This window comes from Chroococcus sp. FPU101 (assembly GCF_017312365.1).
GTDB lineage: Bacteria > Cyanobacteriota > Cyanobacteriia > Cyanobacteriales > Microcystaceae > Chroococcus.
Genome location: NZ_BLJI01000002.1, coordinates 384,091 through 406,138 on the forward strand (window position 1 = coordinate 384,091; position 22,048 = coordinate 406,138).

The window sequence follows — 22,048 nt, forward strand, 5'->3', positions numbered from 1 at the left end:
TTTTATATAAATATCTAAATGATTAAACAACACTTTCAAGAATTAACAAGTTTTACACCGCGACAATTCCAGTTAGAGACGATTCAAAATATCCTAAATCATCATAATACGATTCTTCGCGCACCGACTGGATCGGGAAAGACGGAAACCGCGATCGCACCTTTTCTTTTTGCTAAAACTTTTAATTATGATTTCCCAAATAAGCTTATTTATGTTGTTCCTTTACGCACTCTAGCAAATAGTTTACGTCAACGTGTACAGGAATATATTGACAAATGGCACGATATATATTCTCTTTCTCGCCGTTTAGTTGTTACTTTACAAACGGGGGAAAATCCTGAAGATCCTTGTTTTGAAGGGGATATTATTTTCTGTACGATCGACCAAATGTTAAGCAGTTTTTTAAATATTCCTTTTTCGGTGGGGAGGGGTTCAGCGAATGTTAATGGGGGGGTATTTTTTACTTCATATTTAGTTTTTGATGAATTACATTTATTAGATGCTGATCGTGCTTTTACGACGGTTCTAAAAGTATTACAACAAATTAAAGGTCTTACACCTTTTTTATTGATGACGGCGACTTTAACTGATGAACTTGTACAGCAAATTAGCACAGAAATTGCTAATAGTCAACTAAATTTTATTAAGGTTGATGAATCAGATTTATTAGAAATTGAAGGCGATCATCAACGATATTTTCAGGTTGTTTCGACTCCTTTAAGTGCAGAAGTTATTCTAAATGATATCCAAGAAAATCAGCGCAAACGTGTCATTATTATTTGTAATACTGTTTCCCAATCACAAGGATTATTTAAAGATTTAGATGAATTGAATGATTCTGGAGAACTTAATCTTACTTTACTCCATTCTCGTTTTTTACCTGAAGATAGAGCAAAAAAGGAAAAGTATCTTACAGAAAAGTTTTCTCAAAATTATTCAGATGATGGAACTTGTTATGTTTTGATTTCTACTCAAGTTATTGAAGTGGGTTTGAATATTACTTGTGAGGTGATGCACACTCATTTATGTCCGATGAATAGTTTACTTCAGCGTGTTGGACGCTGTGCTAGGTTTAGAGGAGAAAAAGGAAAAGTTTATATTTATCAATCAATTGAATTTTCAGCAAATAACACAGAATTAGCAGAACAAGACCTAGATTATGAACCCGATGAAGGTAGGGGTTTGGTCTCCAAACTCAACTTAGATACCAAACCCAATTTAGACACTAAACCCAATTCAGCTACTAAATCAAAGCGTCTATATCCACCTTATGAAAATGATGTTTGCGAAATGACGTGGGATGTTTTACAGACTCATAGCCCTACCGAAAAAGTAACCTTTAATCATGAAACTAATTGGATTAATAAAGTACATTGTAGCGAAGATATTAAAAACTTTGAACGACGCAAGAATAATAGAGGTGAATTTGAGCAAAATTGGGATAAAGCTGTTTTTGCAGGAGAACAATCACAAGCAAGTAATTTAATCCGTTTAGTAGATAATCGTACTGTTTTTATTTGGGAAGCTCAAGCTATTATTATTGATGATGATGCTGAAGATGATCAAGTTAATGTCAGTCGCTTACCTGTGTTCTCTATTCCAAAATCTACTTTATGTAAGGTTTATCAGGATGCGAAAGATGAGGTTTATCGTCGTGGTTGGATTTTTAGTAAAATTTGTTATGTAAAAAGTGATCATAAAGAAAGCTATGCTCAAGAATCTTATATCCCTATTTCTTCTTATTCTGAGTTGGTAAGTCAACCAAGATTACTTTTAAATCAAAATTATGCTTATTATGATGACGAAATTGGTTTAGTGATGGGTTTAGATGTTGAACGGTTTAATCTAGATTCCAATGACAGTCAATTTAGTTCATATCAAAAAAAGAAGAAACAAAAACAGACTGAGTATCGCTATCACATGGATACTTATGTCGGACATTTGGGGATGATGTGGACTTGTTGGAATAAATCCTTTATCTCTAATGATGGCAAAAAATTAATCAGTGTCAAAGATGAACTTTTATTGTTTGGTGGTAAGTTTATTCAAGTTAAAATTTTTCCTCATCTTTCTCGACAAGATGCTGAAGTTTTATTTGAATGCTTAGTATTTTTAGCTATTTTGACTCATGATTTGGGTAAGTTACAAATTAAATGGCAAGATTGTATGAGGGGATGGCAAACGATCGCACATCAATCATTTAATGGCAAAAATCCTAAATCCTATCTACTCGCACACACCGATTATAACCCTGATGCTCGGGAACAGAAAAAAGCTTTAAAAGACCATGAAAAACGCAATAAACGACCTAATCATGCGGTTGAAGGTGCTTTTATTGCTCAAGAAATTTTAGCAGAATCTTTAGGAGTTTTGTTAGAAGAAACTTTTCAAGCAACAGAGGAGCAAATCATTAATCTTATCTATATTATTCTAATGGCTATTGGTCGTCATCATACCGCGTGGGCGATGGGATGGCAATCAGATGATCTTGCAAAAATAGGAGAACTTAAATTACATCCTGATGCGATAAAAATTATAGAGCAAAGTTGGAAGCGTCTTTTACCTTCTCATTTACCGCTACAACCTGTCACCATAACCCAACTCACCTACTTATCTGAAGAATTTAGATTAGATGGTTTTACCAGTGATGATGAGGAGTTTTATCAATTATACCTATTGGTGGTGCGGGCGTTGCGTTTATGCGATCGTCGTGCTGTCCAACTCAGTGATTTTTCGGAAGCCTCCTAATCCGAAGCAAGTATAGAATAGCAACAATAGTTAAACCGATCGCAATGGTAACAACTTTACGGGTACGGAAACAGTTTAATACTTGTGCAGATATCTGTCGGACATTAGGACTCGCAAACCTGATCGAACGTGCCTTAAGTATTGCACAGATGAAAAAAGAAATACACCTAAAAGATACAGGAACGCACTATGAGATTAAATTGAGTGTTGATGTAGATTTAGATGAGATCGCAAAACTATCTTATTTCGATTCATTTCCTCTCGTCTACGGACAAAAAACCGACACTAATAAGCTTCCCATTGAGCAAACCAATCCTTTTAATGTGGTGATGGAAGTCGAAAAGCGCAAACGGTACTTAGAGTTGAAATATCAACAGCGTATCAAGAAAATAGAGATACAAGAAGAAATAGATCCACCTAACGCTAGGACACAAAATGGAGCAATACTAATTACTTTACGCCATGAATCTAATCATAACGCTTTGTGGCTCGATACATGGAATCTAAAAGAACATTTTGGGGTTTTCATTGCAGCACTTTTGCATGGTTTTAGTACTTCTCCTGATACCGCGAGTGAGTCTGTCGCTGAGTATTTTGAGCAAAAAACAGGGGTTAAACTTCCTTCAGTTGCAAGTGCAGTTAAAATTTATTTTCCGAGTTCTGTACAAGGAGTCAGTCGTATTAAAGCAGATGGGAATGCGTTTAGTTCTCAAAAAGCAGACTGGTTAGATACTTGGTTGATAGCAGGAGGAATCTTTCAATATGCACTAGCTGAAAGGGTTAAGGTTTCTGAAAAATCCTTTGACTGGCGGTTAGTGGTACTAGATCCCCAAGATATTACCCTTAATGAATATTCTATAGTGTTGAATCAACTACGACAATACGATCCCCCTAGTGGTAGTCATGGAGTCGCTAAATTCGACGCGGAATTATCCCTAAAATTTACTAAGGAGTTATTGAATTACTATCCCGTCAATTCTTCCCCTGCAAATACGCAAAAAAGAAGATTTGTCAAGAAATCGGTTAAGGATCGGGTAAAAGGATTTAAAGGTATTCACTTTAACTCAAAAGGTCAAGTTTATGGGGTAAAAGATATTTTTTCCTTTGGTTTACCCAGTTGGATCTCACCCCAAACCGAAGCAGAAAAAATCACTTACCAAAAAATTTTAGATGAGCATCTATGGATTATCAATTATCTTGCTTTAGATGATGGTCATGCTGAACTTTTAACCGTCTATCGAGACTTTATCACGACTGATAACCTAAAAAGTTTTTTCCGCTTTACTGCTAGTTACGGAGACTATATCACTCGAAGTCTAGCTGATAAGGAGGCAAAAAGACCCCCACAATTTTCGATACAAGGATTAGAAAATATGGTCAAAAACAGCCAAAAAACTCAAGATTGGTCGATTAGCGAAATTACTCAAAACCCTGGCTTTCTCAGGATTGCTCAAGCGATTAATAGTGCAACGGTTTATGCAGGATCAATTCGTGATGCTGAGGGGAAACAAAAAGAAACAGGATGGGAACGCATCTACGGTTTAGCACAACGCTTAAGCAGTCAATCTGGTTCTAAAAAAGAGTTTATCACGGAACTAACGGCATTTTTAGCCAGCTATGAAAATGAGAACTTACGCATTGATGACAAACTCCAACAAGAAGATAAAAAACGGCGTATATGGGTCAAAAAAGAAGATTTAGACCAATTGATCGCCCTAATTGATGATAAACGATTTGGCTGTGCTTTGGTAGCTAATCTCTTGATTGCTTATGGATATGCCAAAGGTTGGGGAAAATCAGCCGAAAACACTGATAAAGATCCTTCAAATGCGTCATTAGAATCTCTAGCGAGTTAATTTATTGATTTTTTACAGGACACATTATTTATGACTCAAGAATTTATTTCTGTCTATTCTCTCTCGATAAGTGGTTTGATGTCCCTACAATTACACGCTTTGAATAATGAAGGGAATGAGGGTAATCAATCGATGACCCGTCGTTATTATATTGTAGAAAAAGGAGATGCTGAACCTAAATTTGTCAATGGGATTTCTGGAGATATGCTTAAACATATCCAGTCAGAACATCTGCAACGTATTGCAATAGATGAGAATTTAGCGTTATCGGAAGGGGGTAAACAAGGTCATCCCGATCGCATTGGTTTCGATCTTGATCAAAATTTACCTGTTTTTACCACAGATGACAAGGATTTAACCACGAAAACCCAAAAAGTCCTACAACGTTGTACAATCAGCGATCTACAAGGGTTTATGGTGACAGAAAAGAAAGGACAAACACTAAAACGAGAATCAGTCATCGAATTTGGTACAGTGATAGGAGTTCCCACCTTCGTCAAAACCCAAAGTTATTTTCATGCAAAATACGGGACAGAAAACCCGACACCTTATAATGTACAGGTGAACTCTGGTTTATATGCAACTATCTTAAATGTAGAAGCGTTTCGCATTGGTTATAATCCTCATACTTTTGATTATGCAATTAGTCCAACTGAACGTAAACAACGTTTAGACGCTTTACTCAAAAGTATCCTCTATACTTATCTTCAACCCAATGGGGCCAAACGGAACACTCTTTTACCCCATCCTGATTATTTTGAAGGTGCGATCGCAATTAGTACCCGTCGTTGTCCTGCACCTATGGTAAGTCCTTTGGAGTTTGAATATCAACGTCAGATCACCAGTCTTGCTGATACCCTCAATCGGATCAATGGCGATGGAACAATACAAGTGTATTTCTTTGAAACGATCGCAGAATTCGCCGAACAAATCGAAGAATTAATTAATGTAATACAACCGTATCAAATGTAGGGGTTTGACCTCACCCTAACCCTCTCCTAAAAGGAGAGGGAATTATGGGAAAAGCCCCTCTCTTCGTAGGAGAGGGGTTTGGGGAGAGGTGAAGAGAGAACTATAAAGAAACTGTAAACCTTGTAAATGTAAGGGTTTGGTCTCCAAACCCAATCAAAAATATGTCAAAAAAAATAAATGAATGGTTGACAGTTAGTTATCAACCCGTCAGTCTATTTACCCTCAAGCGTTCCGATGCGACGAATATGGCCGCTAAATCAAATTTAGTGCCAACTCCTTATACGATTAAAATGGCGTTACTAAAAGTGATGTTAGAAAATTTTGGAAAACATCACGCGAATGATTTTGCAAAATGGATCAAAAAAGAGTTTGCATGGATTCGAGATTTACAAATTTATATTCAACCTCCTGAACGAATCATCGTCAACCGCAACGGTTATAAACTGCGTTATTACGACCAAACAACGGATAAAGCGGATAAATCTCGTACTACTTTAGCGATGCAAGATGGTTTTGTCTTTCGAGAATGGATATTCTTGGAAGGAGAGTTACAACTTTGTTTCGGCCCTACACAACGTTTAGAAGAACTCGAATATCTTCTATCTCAGATTAATTACTTTGGTAAACGCAGTTGTTTTTTCCAGTATTTAAGCGATCGTACATACTCTAGCATTGAACCGCAATTACAACCAACATTAGATCAAGGGTTTATCCTACAACCCCTTGATGATATGGGAAAAACAACAACGTTTGATAAAATTAATCCTTTTTCCACAGAACGCGCAACCTTGAATAAAGACAGAATTCCTAATATGGGATTTTTACCACTACGACTAATTGAAACAAGTACCCGCTACGATTTTTATGAAAGATACTAAATTTTCTTTGCTAACCCTAGTCTTGCAACCTTGTTCTGAAAATCCCCTTATCAGTCTCAGTGAATGGTTATTAGAATATCGATCGTTGATTGCATTTATTCCTTTAACGTCTCAACAAGGTGTAGATAAAGTCATTGTTGCTATAAACGATCCTCGCTTATACCCGACACTATTGCAACTCATCTTTAAACAGCTAAATACTAATACGGTAGTTGAGTGGCAAAATAAAGCTTATCGAGTTATTGGAGTCGAAACCGATCCTAATACACTGCATATCTTCCAAATTCAAGTTTACCCCCAAAAACCTCTCCCCAAAACTTTAGGCCGAGGAATACACGCTTTATTTTTTACATGGTTAGCGGAAGCTGATCCTTGTTTAGCTGAATCTATCCATAAAAGTGATTTAATTCCAATGAGTTTAAGCATTTTTCCTGATGTTGTAAAAACTCGAATGATCTTAAAAATTGGATTGATTAAACCTTTTCTACTCTCTCCTTTACTTTATGGTATCTCTCGCCATTTAGATCATGACATCATTCTTGCAGATGTTCCGTGTCGTCTCGGACAAGGAATTAGACTTTTACAAAGTAGTACCTATTCAACTTTATTTCAAATTCCGACCGAAAAAACGATTAATTTACGTCTACAGTCTCCAACCAGTTTCAAACAAGATAAATTCATTCAACCCTTTCCTTTACCACAATTATTTTTTGAAAGTTTACGCAAACGTTGGAATCAATTCGCACCTGAAGAACTTCACTATCCAATGATTGAATGGGAAGGTTTAACCAGTGCTTTTGAGTTAAAAACTCATGCTTTAAAAATGAAAGGAAGTCCTGAAATTGGTTCTACAGGATGGGTTTGTTATGAATTTCCAAGTTTAGAACAAGCCAAAATCGCTACTACATTAGCACATTTTGGTCAGTTTGCAGGTGTCGGTCGAAAAGTGGGAATGGGAATGGGACAGATTCAGTTATGAATGAAAATTATTTGCCTTTAGCTTATCTCAATGCGTGGGAATATTGTCCGCGACGCTTCTATTTGGAATATCAACTCGGTGAAATGGATGATAACGAACATATCATTATGGGTCGTCATTTACATCGTAATATTGACGAAGAAGGAATTATTCAAGAAGAAGATACTACGATTTACCGACATCAATGGGTGTGGAGCGATCGCTTAATGGTTAATGGAATTATTGATGCAGTTGAAGAAAAAGACAATCAACTTATTCCGATAGAATACAAAAAAGGACGAATGGGACGACATTTAAACGATCATTTTCAATTGTGTGCTGCTGCTATTTGTTTAGAGGAAAGATTGGGAAAAACAATAGCTTTTGGAGAGATATTTTATCATGCTAGTCGTCGCCGTCAAAAAGTTGATTTTACTCCCCAACTACGACAATTAACCGAACAAAATATCCAAATGGCGCAACTAGCAGTTTATCAACCGATACCTTTACCACTTGATAATATCAAAAAATGTAAAGATTGTAGCTTAAAAAATATTTGTCTTCCCGAAGAAGTCACCTATCTTAAAACCTTAATTTAAAGCTTGATCTTAGCTAGATTTCATTAGGTCAACTCAAGCCAACTTACTCTTAACTAATTTACTGATTACTGGTAACTGATTATGTCTGTTCTTTATGTCTTGCAACCCGAAGCGGTTATTAGCAAAACTTACGAAGCTTTTACCGTTGCTAAAAAACTCGAAGATGGTACTTGGAAAAAAGAAAATGTTGCTGCACAAACAGTAGAACAAATTGTTTTAATGGGAAATCCTCAATTAACTGGAGATGCTTTGGTTTATGCTTTAGAATTAGGAATACCTGTTCATTATCTAACAGTATTTGGTAAATATTTAGGTTGTGCGTTACCAGGTTATTCTCGCAATGCAAACTTAAGATTAGCTCAATATCAAGTTTACAACGATCTGCAACGCCGTTTACTTCTAGTGCAAGCGATTGTTACTGCGAAAATTCATAATCAATACAACGTACTCTATCGTCATAACCAACCCGAAAACCCTCTAAAAAATCGCAAAAAAGAAGTCAAACAAAAACAGACTATTGATGAAGTAAGAGGTATGGAAGGACTAGCAGCAAGAGAATATTTTTCTTACTGGACACAAATGTTAGGGAATAATTGGACTTTTTCAGGCAGAAATCGTCGTCCACCTACCGATCCAGTTAATTCGCTTTTAAGTTTTTCCTATGGATTATTGCGAGTACAGGTCACAGCTGCAACCCATTTAGCAGGTTTAGATCCATACATAGGTTATTTGCATGAACCTAACCGAGGACAACCTTCAATGGTCTTAGATTTGATGGAGGAATTTCGCCCGATTATTTCCGATAATATCGTTTTATCAGTTTTAAATAAAGGTGAAATAAAACCGAATGATTTTTCGGAAAGTTTAGGAGCATATACACTTTCTGAAGCTGGACGCAAAATATTTTACAAGCATTTGAACGTAAGATGAACGATCAGTTTAAACATCCTGTATTTGGCTATCAATGTACTTATCGTCGTGCAATTGAGTTACAAGCTCGTTTGTTGAGTCGGCATCTTCAAGAAGAAATCATTTATAAACCATTAACACTTAGATGAATACACAATTTTACCTAATAATTTACGATTTACCAGACACAAAAGCAGCCAATAAACGCAGAACACGGCTGCATAAACTTCTATCGGGTTATGGTAAATGGACACAATATAGTGTTTTTGAATGCTTTCTTACAGCCATTCAATTCGCAAAACTTCAGCAGAAAATTGAAGAATTAATTAAACCCGCAGAAGATTCGGTTAGAATTTATGTACTAGATGTCGGTTCAGTTAAACGTACCATTACCTACGGTTCCGAAAAACCCCGACACCAGACCGTTATCATTTTATAATGGTTTCTAGAGCTATTTTTGGCAAATCGAAGTGAGGGCGAAAACCCTAGGGGTTCTGCCAAAAACTCTAGAACCTTGACAAATCAATAGTTTTAGTGTTTGATCAATATAGTTAATGAGGCTTTTAATGAGAGTTATTTTCAATTATTTGAGAACTGAGATCAGGTTTGTCAAATTCCTATTTCAAACTGGCTCTCTGAAAGCTTTCTATTAACTGAATCCTGTTTACGGGATTGAAACTTTTCTAACTTCGGAGGATCAATTAATCTTAAAGAGTCATGATTTATGTCATCTGTTTACGGGATTGAAACTTTTCTAACTTCGGAGGAGGTTAACCCCTTTGGAGGAAAGATCCCATCTTTAATCCTGTTTACGGGATTGAAACTTTTCTAACTTCGGAGCGATTGGATACGATTCGCATGGGTCTTTCTATTAACTGAATCCTGTTTACGGGATTGAAACTGATTCAGACACCCTCGGATTTACTCAACGACAAGCTTTCTATTAACTGAATCCTGTTTACGGGATTGAAACGTTGATTCCGTTTTTCCCTACTGCACTCTACTCAAGCTTTCTATTAACTGAATCCTGTTTACGGGATTGAAACATGAAATTAATAACGCACTTCAAGGGGTAAAACAACTTTCTATTAACTGAATCCTGTTTACGGGATTGAAACATTCCTTACTCGTCCAATAACAAACCCCTTTTTCGGTCTCAAACTTTCTATTAACTGAATCCTGTTTACGGGATTGAAACATTCCTTACTCAAATGATCGCAATAGCGTTCTATCGCCCTTTCTATTAACTGAATCCTGTTTACGGGATTGAAACTGATTGGGCTAGTTGGTTTCTGTGGTTGAGACGGTTTTATCTTTCTATTAACTGAATCCTGTTTACGGGATTGAAACATAACGATCACGTTGTCGTGCCGTACCGTGTCGAAACTTTCTATTAACTGAATCCTGTTTACGGGATTGAAACTAGAATTGATTAAGTCGGCAGAAGACCCCTGTTTTGCTTTCTATTAACTGAATCCTGTTTACGGGATTGAAACTGTTTATGCCCGCATCATCGGCATTGAACACGAAACTTTCTATTAACTGAATCCTGTTTACGGGATTGAAACTGCCTAAATGAAATCCTGTCTGAACGCGACGAAAACTTTCTATTAACTGAATCCTGTTTACGGGATTGAAACAATAGAAAGAGAAATCTTGGCTTTTTTGTTGACACGTATCTCTAAACTTTCTATTAACTGAATCCTGTTTACGGGATTGAAACCGGTTACACCACTTCCATCAGCGTCGTAGCTAGAGCTTTCTATTAACTGAATCCTGTTTACGGGATTGAAACTGGCATCTCTCGCTTCGGTAGAGGACGGGTCAAAACTTTCTATTAACTGAATCCTGTTTACGGGATTGAAACATACCAATAAAGAATATGACGATCGCATTTTTAGCTTTCTATTAACTGAATCCTCTTTACGGGATTGAAACAAGTGAATAAATCGACCCAGATTCCGTTCCCACTGCTTGCTTTCTATTAACTGAATCCTGTTTACGGGATTGAAACAATAAAGCGCTCCTTAGTCAGTAAAATTCTGGTGCTTTCTATTAACTGAATCCTGTTTACGGGATTGAAACTCTTGCTCTCTCTTGAAGTGGTTAGCCTTCGATCTTTCTATTAACTGAATCCTGTTTACGGGATTGAAACATTAAAATCACACTTTAATTATTATTAAACATTCACTTTCTATTAACTGAATCCTGTTTACGGGATTGAAACGACTAATCATGGACGCAGATAGAGAAGATGCTGAGTCTTTCTATTAACTGAATCCTGTTTACGGGATTGAAACTCGCTTCCCGTCGTCGCCACATAATAATTTCGTCTTTCTATTAACTGAATCCTGTTTACGGGATTGAAACAATCCTTTAATGGGCATATATTTAATCCTCGTAATACTTTCTATTAACTGAATCCTGTTTACGGGATTGAAACCTCCTAAAATAAAGCCAGCCTTAGAACTAAAGGAACTTTCTATTAACTGAATCCTGTTTACGGGATTGAAACGCCATCTACATCACTACTGGGGTAGTCACCATGACTACTTTCTATTAACTGAATCCTGTTTACGGGATTGAAACGCTACAAGAAAGGTTGGGCGTTTCATCACTGGAAAGCACTTTCTATTAACTGAATCCTGTTTACGGGATTGAAACTATCAAGATCACTCAAGAACGCTCGAAGCTACTCGGACTTTCTATTAACTGAATCCTGTTTACGGGATTGAAACAATTTGCTACAGGTCATTGGGATTGTCGTGTGATTGACTTTCTATTAACTGAATCCTGTTTACGGGATTGAAACAATAAATACTTACTTAGGTTTATGTAAAAGAAAGACTCAAACTTTCTATTAACTGAATCCTGTTTACGGGATTGAAACTTTAGAAACCGCGCATCAAACCCTGCTCAATGATGCTTTCTATTAACTGAATCCTGTTTACGGGATTGAAACTGTAATTTTCTTCAATCCAAAGGTATTAGCTATGTACTTTCTATTAACTGAATCCTGTTTACGGGATTGAAACAAGTGATTGAAGTCGAAGCCAAGCCAATAGAGAAACCTTTCTATTAACTGAATCCTGTTTACGGGATTGAAACTTAAACGGAACTGGAGACCTAATCGAAAAATCAAACTTTCTATTAACTGAATCCTGTTTACGGGATTGAAACTTCTTTTGTGACGACTTCTCTGATGATACTCATGATTCTTTCTATTAACTGAATCCTGTTTACGGGATTGAAACATCCAGTTAGAAAATCAATTAGAAAAGGATTATGACTTTCTATTAACTGAATCCTGTTTACGGGATTGAAACAAAACTAACTTCAATGGAGCCGTTGAGAATGTCCGTCCTTTCTATTAACTGAATCCTGTTTACGGGATTGAAACATTGAGAGAGGATAACCCCGCCCCACTGTACCTGACTTTCTATTAACTGAATCCTGTTTACGGGATTGAAACTTAGCTTAAATGCAAAATTACTTTGAGCCATTAATCTACTTTCTATTAACTGAATCCTGTTTACGGGATTGAAACCCTAAAGCTTGGTTCAAAAGTAAAGAGCAGGAAAAACTTTCTATTAACTGAATCCTGTTTACGGGATTGAAACACTTCGTCAAGTAATATATAAATATCATCTTGAGACTTTCTATTAACTGAATCCTGTTTACGGGATTGAAACTACCAGACTTCAAAGAGTTTTTCTGCTTCAATATACTTTCTATTAACTGAATCCTGTTTACGGGATTGAAACTAAGCATCCATGAATTTGAGGGGAGCTCCCACAAACCTTTCTATTAACTGAATCCTGTTTACGGGATTGAAACTATTAATAGAACCAAGGTTCTCGTAGCCAACCGATACTTTCTATTAACTGAATCCTGTTTACGGGATTGAAACACTACGACCTCAAGACGTGGCAAGAACGCACATCACTTTCTATTAACTGAATCCTGTTTACGGGATTGAAACATTAATGGAGACTGAACTCTGCGAAAGGCAGCCGACTTTCTATTAACTGAATCCTGTTTACGGGATTGAAACGTTATCAAGAGTCTCAAGTGACCAACCCCCCAGAACTTTCTATTAACTGAATCCTGTTTACGGGATTGAAACCAGCTAAAGGAGGTTTTCAACTAGGTTCGGGTTCGGGTTCTTTCTATTAACTGAATCCTGTTTACGGGATTGAAACACTAGCTGGTACCGACCTCCGATGGTTAATAAAGCTCTTTCTATTAACTGAATCCTGTTTACGGGATTGAAACTTCTAATTCCGATAATTTGGGTTCAACTGCTAAAAACACTTTCTATTAACTGAATCCTGTTTACGGGATTGAAACTTTAGTATTGGCTTCGACGATTTTCTCGAAGAACCAACTTTCTATTAACTGAATCCTGTTTACGGGATTGAAACATGTTCACAGGCTGTGTTACATTACCCCGCCCTCGACTTTCTATTAACTGAATCCTGTTTACGGGATTGAAACAAGAACAGGCCCGATTGTTGAAGCTTAAATTATTTGAGCTTTCTATTAACTGAATCCTGTTTACGGGATTGAAACTTGTAGCCTACCTTTGTAGGCAATGACGGGAGTCCGCTTGTACTTTCTATTAACTGAATCCTGTTTACGGGATTGAAACTACTTGTTTACCTACATCATCGCTGTAAATATATTGCTTTCTATTAACTGAATCCTGTTTACGGGATTGAAACCAGTAATCTTTCTTGTGGATGGATTGGAGATGCAGCCTTTCTATTAACTGAATCCTGTTTACGGGATTGAAACGCCAAGAAAAACCCGTTAACCGTACCCCAGCCACCCTTTCTATTAACTGAATCCTGTTTACGGGATTGAAACGCTACTGGTGATGCGGGTGGGTTTAACTTAGAATCTTTCTATTAACTGAATCCTGTTTACGGGATTGAAACCTGGTGTGTTAGTTCACCATACTATCTTTTAGAAAACTTTCTATTAACTGAATCCTGTTTACGGGATTGAAACTTGAAATTAGCCAACCAATCAAAGGGCAAATCAAACCTTTCTATTAACTGAATCCTGTTTACGGGATTGAAACGAGATGGAGCGACTGAAGCAGTATCAAGTAGTGCTGTCTTTCTATTAACTGAATCCTGTTTACGGGATTGAAACAAAAATCGGGTCAATCTATCCACACACTCAGTCAATTCTTTCTATTAACTGAATCCTGTTTACGGGATTGAAACTGGTTGTCGATTCTGTCGAAATGATTTCGACACAACTTCTTTCTATTAACTGAATCCTGTTTACGGGATTGAAACACCCCTACTCCATCCGCGTCGTAGCTAGAATTGACTTTCTATTAACTGAATCCTGTTTACGGGATTGAAACCAAAGAAATGCACGATATCAAGGGGTTTGCTTGGGGTTTCTTTCTATTAACTGAATCCTGTTTACGGGATTGAAACTAAGATACACGGTTTGTTCATGGTTAGGGAAAGGCTTTCTATTAACTGAATCCTGTTTACGGGATTGAAACATGCCGCGGGAGTAAAGATTCTAGAATAAATTACACTTTCTATTAACTGAATCCTGTTTACGGGATTGAAACAGTGAGGGCTTCATACTCTTCGTTTCCATTACGGGCTTTCTATTAACTGAATCCTGTTTACGGGATTGAAACTCTAACCAAGCCTTATAAGGAGTCTCTAAACTAGAAACTTTCTATTAACTGAATCCTGTTTACGGGATTGAAACATTGAGGACCTAGCTGCCCAGATCCCCAAACCGATTAGCTTTCTATTAACTGAATCCTGTTTACGGGATTGAAACCTCATCAGTTTGGTACACACTCCATAGCTTTTTCTCTTTCTATTAACTGAATCCTGTTTACGGGATTGAAACACGCCTAAACTAAACTCTTTGCGATAATTTAGTTTGACTTTCTATTAACTGAATCCTGTTTACGGGATTGAAACTAGTCCACATAACGGACTTTACCGTCTTCAACAACTTCGCCTTTCTATTAACTGAATCCTGTTTACGGGATTGAAACCTAAATAGTTATAGTACAGTACATTTAAACTAGAACTGGCCTTTCTATTAACTGAATCCTGTTTACGGGATTGAAACTTGGCTTTATTCAGAGGCAGATGTTCGATTAAACAACTTTCTATTAACTGAATCCTGTTTACGGGATTGAAACTGGACACTCTACTGACTCATTTACAAGAAATCCTAACTTTCTATTAACTGAATCCTGTTTACGGGATTGAAACTGTTACTTTTTGCTTCCCCAGAAAAAAGGTTTATATCTTTCTATTAACTGAATCCTGTTTACGGGATTGAAACCCCCATAGATCAACTCAAACAAGACTTCCTTATTTTCTTTCTATTAACTGAATCCTGTTTACGGGATTGAAACAAAAACAGCCATACATAGTCGTTGTAACTGAGTGTGCTTTCTATTAACTGAATCCTGTTTACGGGATTGAAACCCTAAATAAAGCGTCTACCGATATTGAAGGAAAATACTTTCTATTAACTGAATCCTGTTTACGGGATTGAAACTCCTGTCTCAAAAATAAAATACCCTTCCTCAAAGTCTTTCTATTAACTGAATCCTGTTTACGGGATTGAAACGCACCGCCGCACTGGCCCAACTAGAAACTATTACCTTTCTATTAACTGAATCCTGTTTACGGGATTGAAACTGTTTAGGAGATCTTTAGTCGGGAATCTCCAGTCCTTTCTATTAACTGAATCCTGTTTACGGGATTGAAACAGTCTGGTGCCACTCTGGGGTTGCTTGAATTGGAGCTTTCTATTAACTGAATCCTGTTTACGGGATTGAAACAGGCTGTATATATAATATTATCCAATGGTGAATCTCTCTTTCTATTAACTGAATCCTGTTTACGGGATTGAAACATACGAGTATCGATTAGGGTGTTGATGGCTTCAGGCTTTCTATTAACTGAATCCTGTTTACGGGATTGAAACCAAATCTTTGTCTTCAACTAACTCTTTTAGTTTAGCTTTCTATTAACTGAATCCTGTTTACGGGATTGAAACAAATAACTCATTTAACCTAGACGAATAGGATTTGAGCTTTCTATTAACTGAATCCTGTTTACGGGATTGAAACATACTAAATTAGCCATGGTGGTTTGTTTCTTCTTTCTTTCTATTAACTGAATCCTGTTTACGGGATTGAAACGGCATTGCTTGGGGAGATAAAGATTATAACTATAAACTTTCTATTAACTGAATCCTGTTTACGGGATTGAAACTTTAATCATTAAAATCATAAATCATTAAGGGATAACTGCGATGCCTTTCTATTAACTGAATCCTGTTTACGGGATTGAAACAAAATAAGTATAGCCCCGCCCTAGAAGTTCTAGGGCTCTTTCTATTAACTGAATCCTGTTTACGGGATTGAAACTCTAGCAGGGACTTACACACAAGCCCTTCATATTACTTTCTATTAACTGAATCCTGTTTACGGGATTGAAACTACAGTAATAGCTTGCCCAGCGTGCCCAGGCAGACCTTTCTATTAACTGAATCCTGTTTACGGGATTGAAACTATGTTCCGATATTTCTTCGTGGAGAGTCGTTTCAATCTTTCTATTAACTGAATCCTGTTTACGGGATTGAAACAGCCCGTCACCATCAAGAGTAATTAGCTTGCCTCGAAACTTTCTATTAACTGAATCCTGTTTACGGGATTGAAACTTAAACGGAACTGGAGACCTAATCGAAAAATCAAAGACTTTCTATTAACTGAATCCTGTTTACGGGATTGAAACGAAACAATTACAATGGCTAAGGCGGTGCAGTAATGCCTTTCTATTAACTGAATCCTGTTTACGGGATTGAAACTTAAAAGACTTATTTACACAGGTGCGCTATTTTCAGGACTTTCTATTAACTGAATCCTGTTTACGGGATTGAAACTTTAAGTCTACATAGTTACTGCGCGCGCTCTTAACTCTTTCTATTAACTGAATCCTGTTTACGGGATTGAAACCTTAACTAAGGTGTGATGACCAGTAAGCGTGTAATTCTTTCTATTAACTGAATCCTGTTTACGGGATTGAAACTTTAAGCCGTTGGGCTTTTACTACCTCAAGGGCTCTTTCTTTCTATTAACTGAATCCTGTTTACGGGATTGAAACCTGAATAGTACTCCCTCTACCTTCAAGATAGTAATAACTTTCTATTAACTGAATCCTGTTTACGGGATTGAAACTAGGGTAGTCCAGTCCCAAGCGTGGCCACAATCAAACTTTCTATTAACTGAATCCTGTTTACGGGATTGAAACATCCCGACGGGAACAGGATGGCTTGAACCTAACTTAAACTTTCTATTAACTGAATCCTGTTTACGGGATTGAAACATACAATACCCCAAGCCAAAGCTCTGAGAGGTAACTTTCTATTAACTGAATCCTGTTTACGGGATTGAAACTTTCTGATGGAATCATACTGGTTTCATCTAACAAGACTTTCTATTAACTGAATCCTGTTTACGGGATTGAAACAATCCTTGTCAACTTTAAGTTCGCGGCGGGTTACGACCTTTCTATTAACTGAATCCTGTTTACGGGATTGAAACCTTAGATACAGGATGCCCAAAGCTTACAAGTCTTAGCTTTCTATTAACTGAATCCTGTTTACGGGATTGAAACGTTTTAGTAGCTTTCATGTATTAGATGTGTTGTTGTTGCTTTCTATTAACTGAATCCTGTTTACGGGATTGAAACAGTTCCTAAGTTATGCTTGATTAGAGATATCCATTTCTTTCTATTAACTGAATCCTGTTTACGGGATTGAAACACACCTGGAAGCACAGCAGGAAATATAGGGGTTTCAACTTTCTATTAACTGAATCCTGTTTACGGGATTGAAACAGCAGCGTCTCGTCTATTTCTTTGGCGAGTTCACTCTTTCTATTAACTGAATCCTGTTTACGGGATTGAAACTGTGCTTGTTCGTTTTTTTCGACTCTGGCTCGTTTACCTTTCTATTAACTGAATCCTGTTTACGGGATTGAAACAAGTTCTATCGGTTGGAACTGAGCTTTACCCATTAGGCTTTCTATTAACTGAATCCTGTTTACGGGATTGAAACAATAAAGGTAGGTTAATTATGGTTATTAAATTAAACAACTTTCTATTAACTGAATCCTGTTTACGGGATTGAAACAGCTAATTAATGCTTTAGAAGGGGGCGTTCTAAAAGACTTTCTATTAACTGAATCCTGTTTACGGGATTGAAACTAATATATGATTCTGTTTCTAAATTATCTAAAGATACTTTCTATTAACTGAATCCTGTTTACGGGATTGAAACAATAATTTAGATTCTAAATATTCGATAACGTCTTTATTCTTTCTATTAACTGAATCCTGTTTACGGGATTGAAACAAATATTTGTGCAGTTTTTTATTTATATGACATAGTGGACTTTCTATTAACTGAATCCTGTTTACGGGATTGAAACGAAGCTAAATCAAAATCTGGATAATCACTTCTAACTCTTTCTATTAACTGAATCCTGTTTACGGGATTGAAACATCTCTCTAAAACTCTCAGGTATACTGCAAAGTTTCCTTTCTATTAACTGAATCCTGTTTACGGGATTGAAACTTTTTAATTTGTCTTAATCTCACTTCTTTTTCCCAACTTTCTATTAACTGAATCCTGTTTACGGGATTGAAACGGATATGCTAATTTACTATTAGGGTCATGTTTATACTTTCTATTAACTGAATCCTGTTTACGGGATTGAAACAGAAGAGAAATTATTAGGAAAACAATCTAAACTTTTCTTTCTATTAACTGAATCCTGTTTACGGGATTGAAACAACAATATTCACAATATGCTGAATGTTCTTTAGATTCTTTCTATTAACTGAATCCTGTTTACGGGATTGAAACGATTAGCTTATATGCGGTCTAGAAAACGTGCGGGTCTTTCTATTAACTGAATCCTGTTTACGGGATTGAAACGCTAACACTAAACTAGATAATGGATGTGATAAAGATTCTTTCTATTAACTGAATCCTGTTTACGGGATTGAAACATTTCTTTTAGCTCTTTTACCTCATCTATTAAATACTTTCTATTAACTGAATCCTGTTTACGGGATTGAAACATTAGTTTCTTACTATTTACTTTACAAAAATTAATTAGCCTTTCTATTAACTGAATCCTGTTTACGGGATTGAAACTAGGAGAGCGTGGAGTTTTAACAAATGAAGTTATTACTTTCTATTAACTGAATCCTGTTTACGGGATTGAAACATAAAATTAGATCTTCATCTATTGAGTCTGACCCATCTTCTTTCTATTAACTGAATCCTGTTTACGGGATTGAAACATTTTCGGAGCCCACTTGTTCTAAGTCATTAACGACTTTCTATTAACTGAATCCTGTTTACGGGATTGAAACCTTAGATACAGGATGACCAAAGCTTACAAGTCTTAGCTCTTTCTATTAACTGAATCCTGTTTACGGGATTGAAACTGATCAGACCCACGTTATGGCACTCTAGAGCCTGTAGGTCTTTCTATTAACTGAATCCTGTTTACGGGATTGAAACCTACTTTTGGCTTTCTATCTCCCTACGCGTCAACTTTCTATTAACTGAATCCTGTTTACGGGATTGAAACAACTTTTTATTGATTGGAACAGTGTTTGGGGGAGTATATTACTTTCTATTAACTGAATCCTGTTTACGGGATTGAAACAACTACCCAACACTTCTGCTACGCTGGCTTTGTGTGGCTTTCTATTAACTGAATCCTGTTTACGGGATTGAAACAGTCCTCTCCGACTAGAAAGTTAGGCCAAGTTTACTTTCTATTAACTGAATCCTGTTTACGGGATTGAAACTTCTGTGAAAAGCGCATCGGCTATATTCGGACTCTAGCTTTCTATTAACTGAATCCTGTTTACGGGATTGAAACGTTGGTCTTCTATTCTGAAGACTTCTCAAAGATTCCCTTTCTATTAACTGAATCCTGTTTACGGGATTGAAACGTATCGAGGCGGAAATGGTCTAGGTCTTTGCCGAAGCCCTTTCTATTAACTGAATCCTGTTTACGGGATTGAAACGGAAGAAACCATTAATTTACTAAAAGCCAAACAGTTTCTTTCTATTAACTGAATCCTGTTTACGGGATTGAAACTTCCATCCCCCTTTTTTATTGGAATATTAGAGATTACTTTCTATTAACTGAATCCTGTTTACGGGATTGAAACTCCCGTGTCGGTTCGTTGTCGATTAGCCCAAAGGTTACTCTTTCTATTAACTGAATCCTGTTTACGGGATTGAAACGAAAAATCACCGTCACCACGTCTGGAGGAACGGCAACCTTTCTATTAACTGAATCCTGTTTACGGGATTGAAACATGGCTTTACCACTGATACGATTACTATTTCAGGAAATCTTTCTATTAACTGAATCCTGTTTACGGGATTGAAACCCGTTCCTGAAAAGCAGCGATCGCATCTAACAATCCTTTCTATTAACTGAATCCTGTTTACGGGATTGAAACAAGCTAAAATTTCATCTGTCAAGGAATCCGACGGGCTTTCTATTAACTGAATCCTGTTTACGGGATTGAAACCCAATAGACATTTGTTGACTGTCCATCGATATCAAACTTTCTATTAACTGAATCCTGTTTACGGGATTGAAACGCCTTCTGCCAAGATTAACGATCGCCCTTCTTTAACTTTCTATTAACTGAATCCTGTTTACGGGATTGAAACATGGCGGAATACAACCCGTCTCTCTCCCAAAGAAAACTTTCTATTAACTGAATCCTGTTTACGGGATTGAAACGTTTTCTGAAGACCAGATATTCAATCAAGATTTTAACCTTTCTATTAACTGAATCCTGTTTACGGGATTGAAACCTGCCACGCTGATTACACGACCACGCCGTGACAACTCCCTTTCTATTAACTGAATCCTGTTTACGGGATTGAAACCTGAAATTGGACAACCAATCAAAGGGCAAATCAAACTTTCTATTAACTGAATCCTGTTTACGGGATTGAAACAAAACAACCGTTCAACCATTATTTCTTTCGGTACTGCCCTTTCTATTAACTGAATCCTGTTTACGGGATTGAAACACGTGTTCTGGAGTCCGCCATTAAAAGAGGAACGCCTTTCTATTAACTGAATCCTGTTTACGGGATTGAAACCGATTCAATCCTTTGAAGGAAGTGATATTCCTGCACTTTCTATTAACTGAATCCTGTTTACGGGATTGAAACACCTCGATACACCGATTACGGGCTATATTTTCCGTCACTTTCTATTAACTGAATCCTGTTTACGGGATTGAAACATGCTTTTTCGTCTTTGACACATTTGGCTCTTTTTCTTTCTATTAACTGAATCCTGTTTACGGGATTGAAACTTCAGTATCAATCACGGCGATCTTTGAGCCTAGTCTTTCTATTAACTGAATCCTGTTTACGGGATTGAAACTTGTTATGTCTAGAACTAGAAAGCTTTCGCGTCTTCCTTTCTATTAACTGAATCCTGTTTACGGGATTGAAACTTACAGCAAAAGACTCAGTTGATTTAGCTACTGCCTTTCTATTAACTGAATCCTGTTTACGGGATTGAAACCTATTGTTGATAAGTATCCGCTAAACTGGTCAAGGCTTTCTATTAACTGAATCCTGTTTACGGGATTGAAACTTAAATGGAACTTTCTGCAAAAAGAAAAAAGATAATCTTTCTATTAACTGAATCCTGTTTACGGGATTGAAACAGCCATCGTCTTCGCGCCACTTGCTTTTAGGTTTTGCTTTCTATTAACTGAATCCTGTTTACGGGATTGAAACGCATCTTTCAGATTCAGCATAGTATGGATATAACGTTTTTCAACCGAAAAATTATTCATATCAGGAGTATCTGTATTAGGGTTAAAATCTTCGGGGTGCAAAATATCTTGATAAGTTTTTTCTTGTAGTTCCGCTTCGCTATAGCCTGTCAGTTCGCAATAACGTTGATTCACCCGAATAAATTGGCCCGATAAAGCAACAATCCCAATTCCAACAGAAGCTTGTTCAAAAATCGCTCTAAATTGAGTTTCACTGTGG

9 protein-coding genes, 1 pseudogene and 1 CRISPR repeat array are annotated in these 22,048 nt (G+C 36.8%); of the genes and pseudogenes, 9 read left to right on the forward strand and 1 reads right to left on the reverse strand.

Features of this window, described 5'->3' with window-relative positions; translation table 11 throughout:
- Positions 1–18: 18 nt before the first annotated feature.
- The 9 genes from cas3 (at position 19) to cas2 (ending at position 9,359) form a co-directional block, all read left to right on the forward strand.
- Positions 19–2,748 carry a CRISPR-associated helicase Cas3' gene (cas3, locus tag CFPU101_RS04445; RefSeq protein WP_206814111.1) on the forward strand — a complete coding sequence of 910 codons (2,730 nt, stop codon included), beginning with the start codon at positions 19–21 and terminating at the stop codon, positions 2,746–2,748.
- Between the two features lie 44 nt (positions 2,749–2,792).
- Positions 2,793–4,604: a hypothetical protein gene (locus CFPU101_RS04450; RefSeq protein ID WP_206814112.1), complete on the forward strand. Its 1,812-nt coding sequence runs from the start codon at positions 2,793–2,795 to the stop codon at positions 4,602–4,604.
- A gap of 30 nt (positions 4,605–4,634) precedes the next feature.
- Complete coding sequence (locus tag CFPU101_RS04455; protein WP_206814113.1) at positions 4,635–5,576, forward strand: DevR family CRISPR-associated autoregulator; 942 nt, start codon at positions 4,635–4,637, stop codon at positions 5,574–5,576.
- 161 nt (positions 5,577–5,737) lie between these two features.
- Entirely contained in the window at positions 5,738–6,454 is a 717-nt protein-coding gene (locus CFPU101_RS04460) for a hypothetical protein (RefSeq protein WP_206814114.1), read from the forward strand.
- Entirely contained in the window at positions 6,441–7,433 is a 993-nt protein-coding gene (cas6, locus tag CFPU101_RS04465; RefSeq protein ID WP_206814115.1) for a CRISPR system precrRNA processing endoribonuclease RAMP protein Cas6, read from the forward strand. The genes CFPU101_RS04460 and cas6 overlap by 14 nt, the downstream gene beginning before the upstream one ends.
- Positions 7,430–8,011: a CRISPR-associated protein Cas4 gene (gene cas4, locus CFPU101_RS04470; protein WP_206814116.1), complete on the forward strand. Its 582-nt coding sequence runs from the start codon at positions 7,430–7,432 to the stop codon at positions 8,009–8,011. Before cas6 ends, cas4 begins: the two co-directional genes overlap by 4 nt.
- A gap of 81 nt (positions 8,012–8,092) precedes the next feature.
- Entirely contained in the window at positions 8,093–8,941 is an 849-nt protein-coding gene (cas1, locus tag CFPU101_RS04475; RefSeq protein ID WP_242577757.1) for a CRISPR-associated endonuclease Cas1, read from the forward strand.
- Entirely contained in the window at positions 8,938–9,069 is a 132-nt protein-coding gene (locus tag CFPU101_RS25950; protein WP_277988733.1) for a hypothetical protein, read from the forward strand. The genes cas1 and CFPU101_RS25950 overlap by 4 nt, the downstream gene beginning before the upstream one ends.
- Positions 9,066–9,359, forward strand: coding sequence for a CRISPR-associated endonuclease Cas2 (gene cas2, locus CFPU101_RS04480; RefSeq protein WP_206814117.1), 294 nt, complete (start codon positions 9,066–9,068; stop codon positions 9,357–9,359). The genes CFPU101_RS25950 and cas2 overlap by 4 nt, the downstream gene beginning before the upstream one ends.
- Positions 9,360–9,562: 203 nt before the next feature.
- Positions 9,563–21,790: a CRISPR direct-repeat array (repeat unit 37 nt; unit sequence CTTTCTATTAACTGAATCCTGTTTACGGGATTGAAAC).
- 92 nt (positions 21,791–21,882) lie between these two features.
- Here cas2 and CFPU101_RS25955 read toward each other — a convergent pair.
- A pseudogene (locus tag CFPU101_RS25955) lies at positions 21,883–22,048 on the reverse strand (PAS domain S-box protein); the annotation flags it as partial.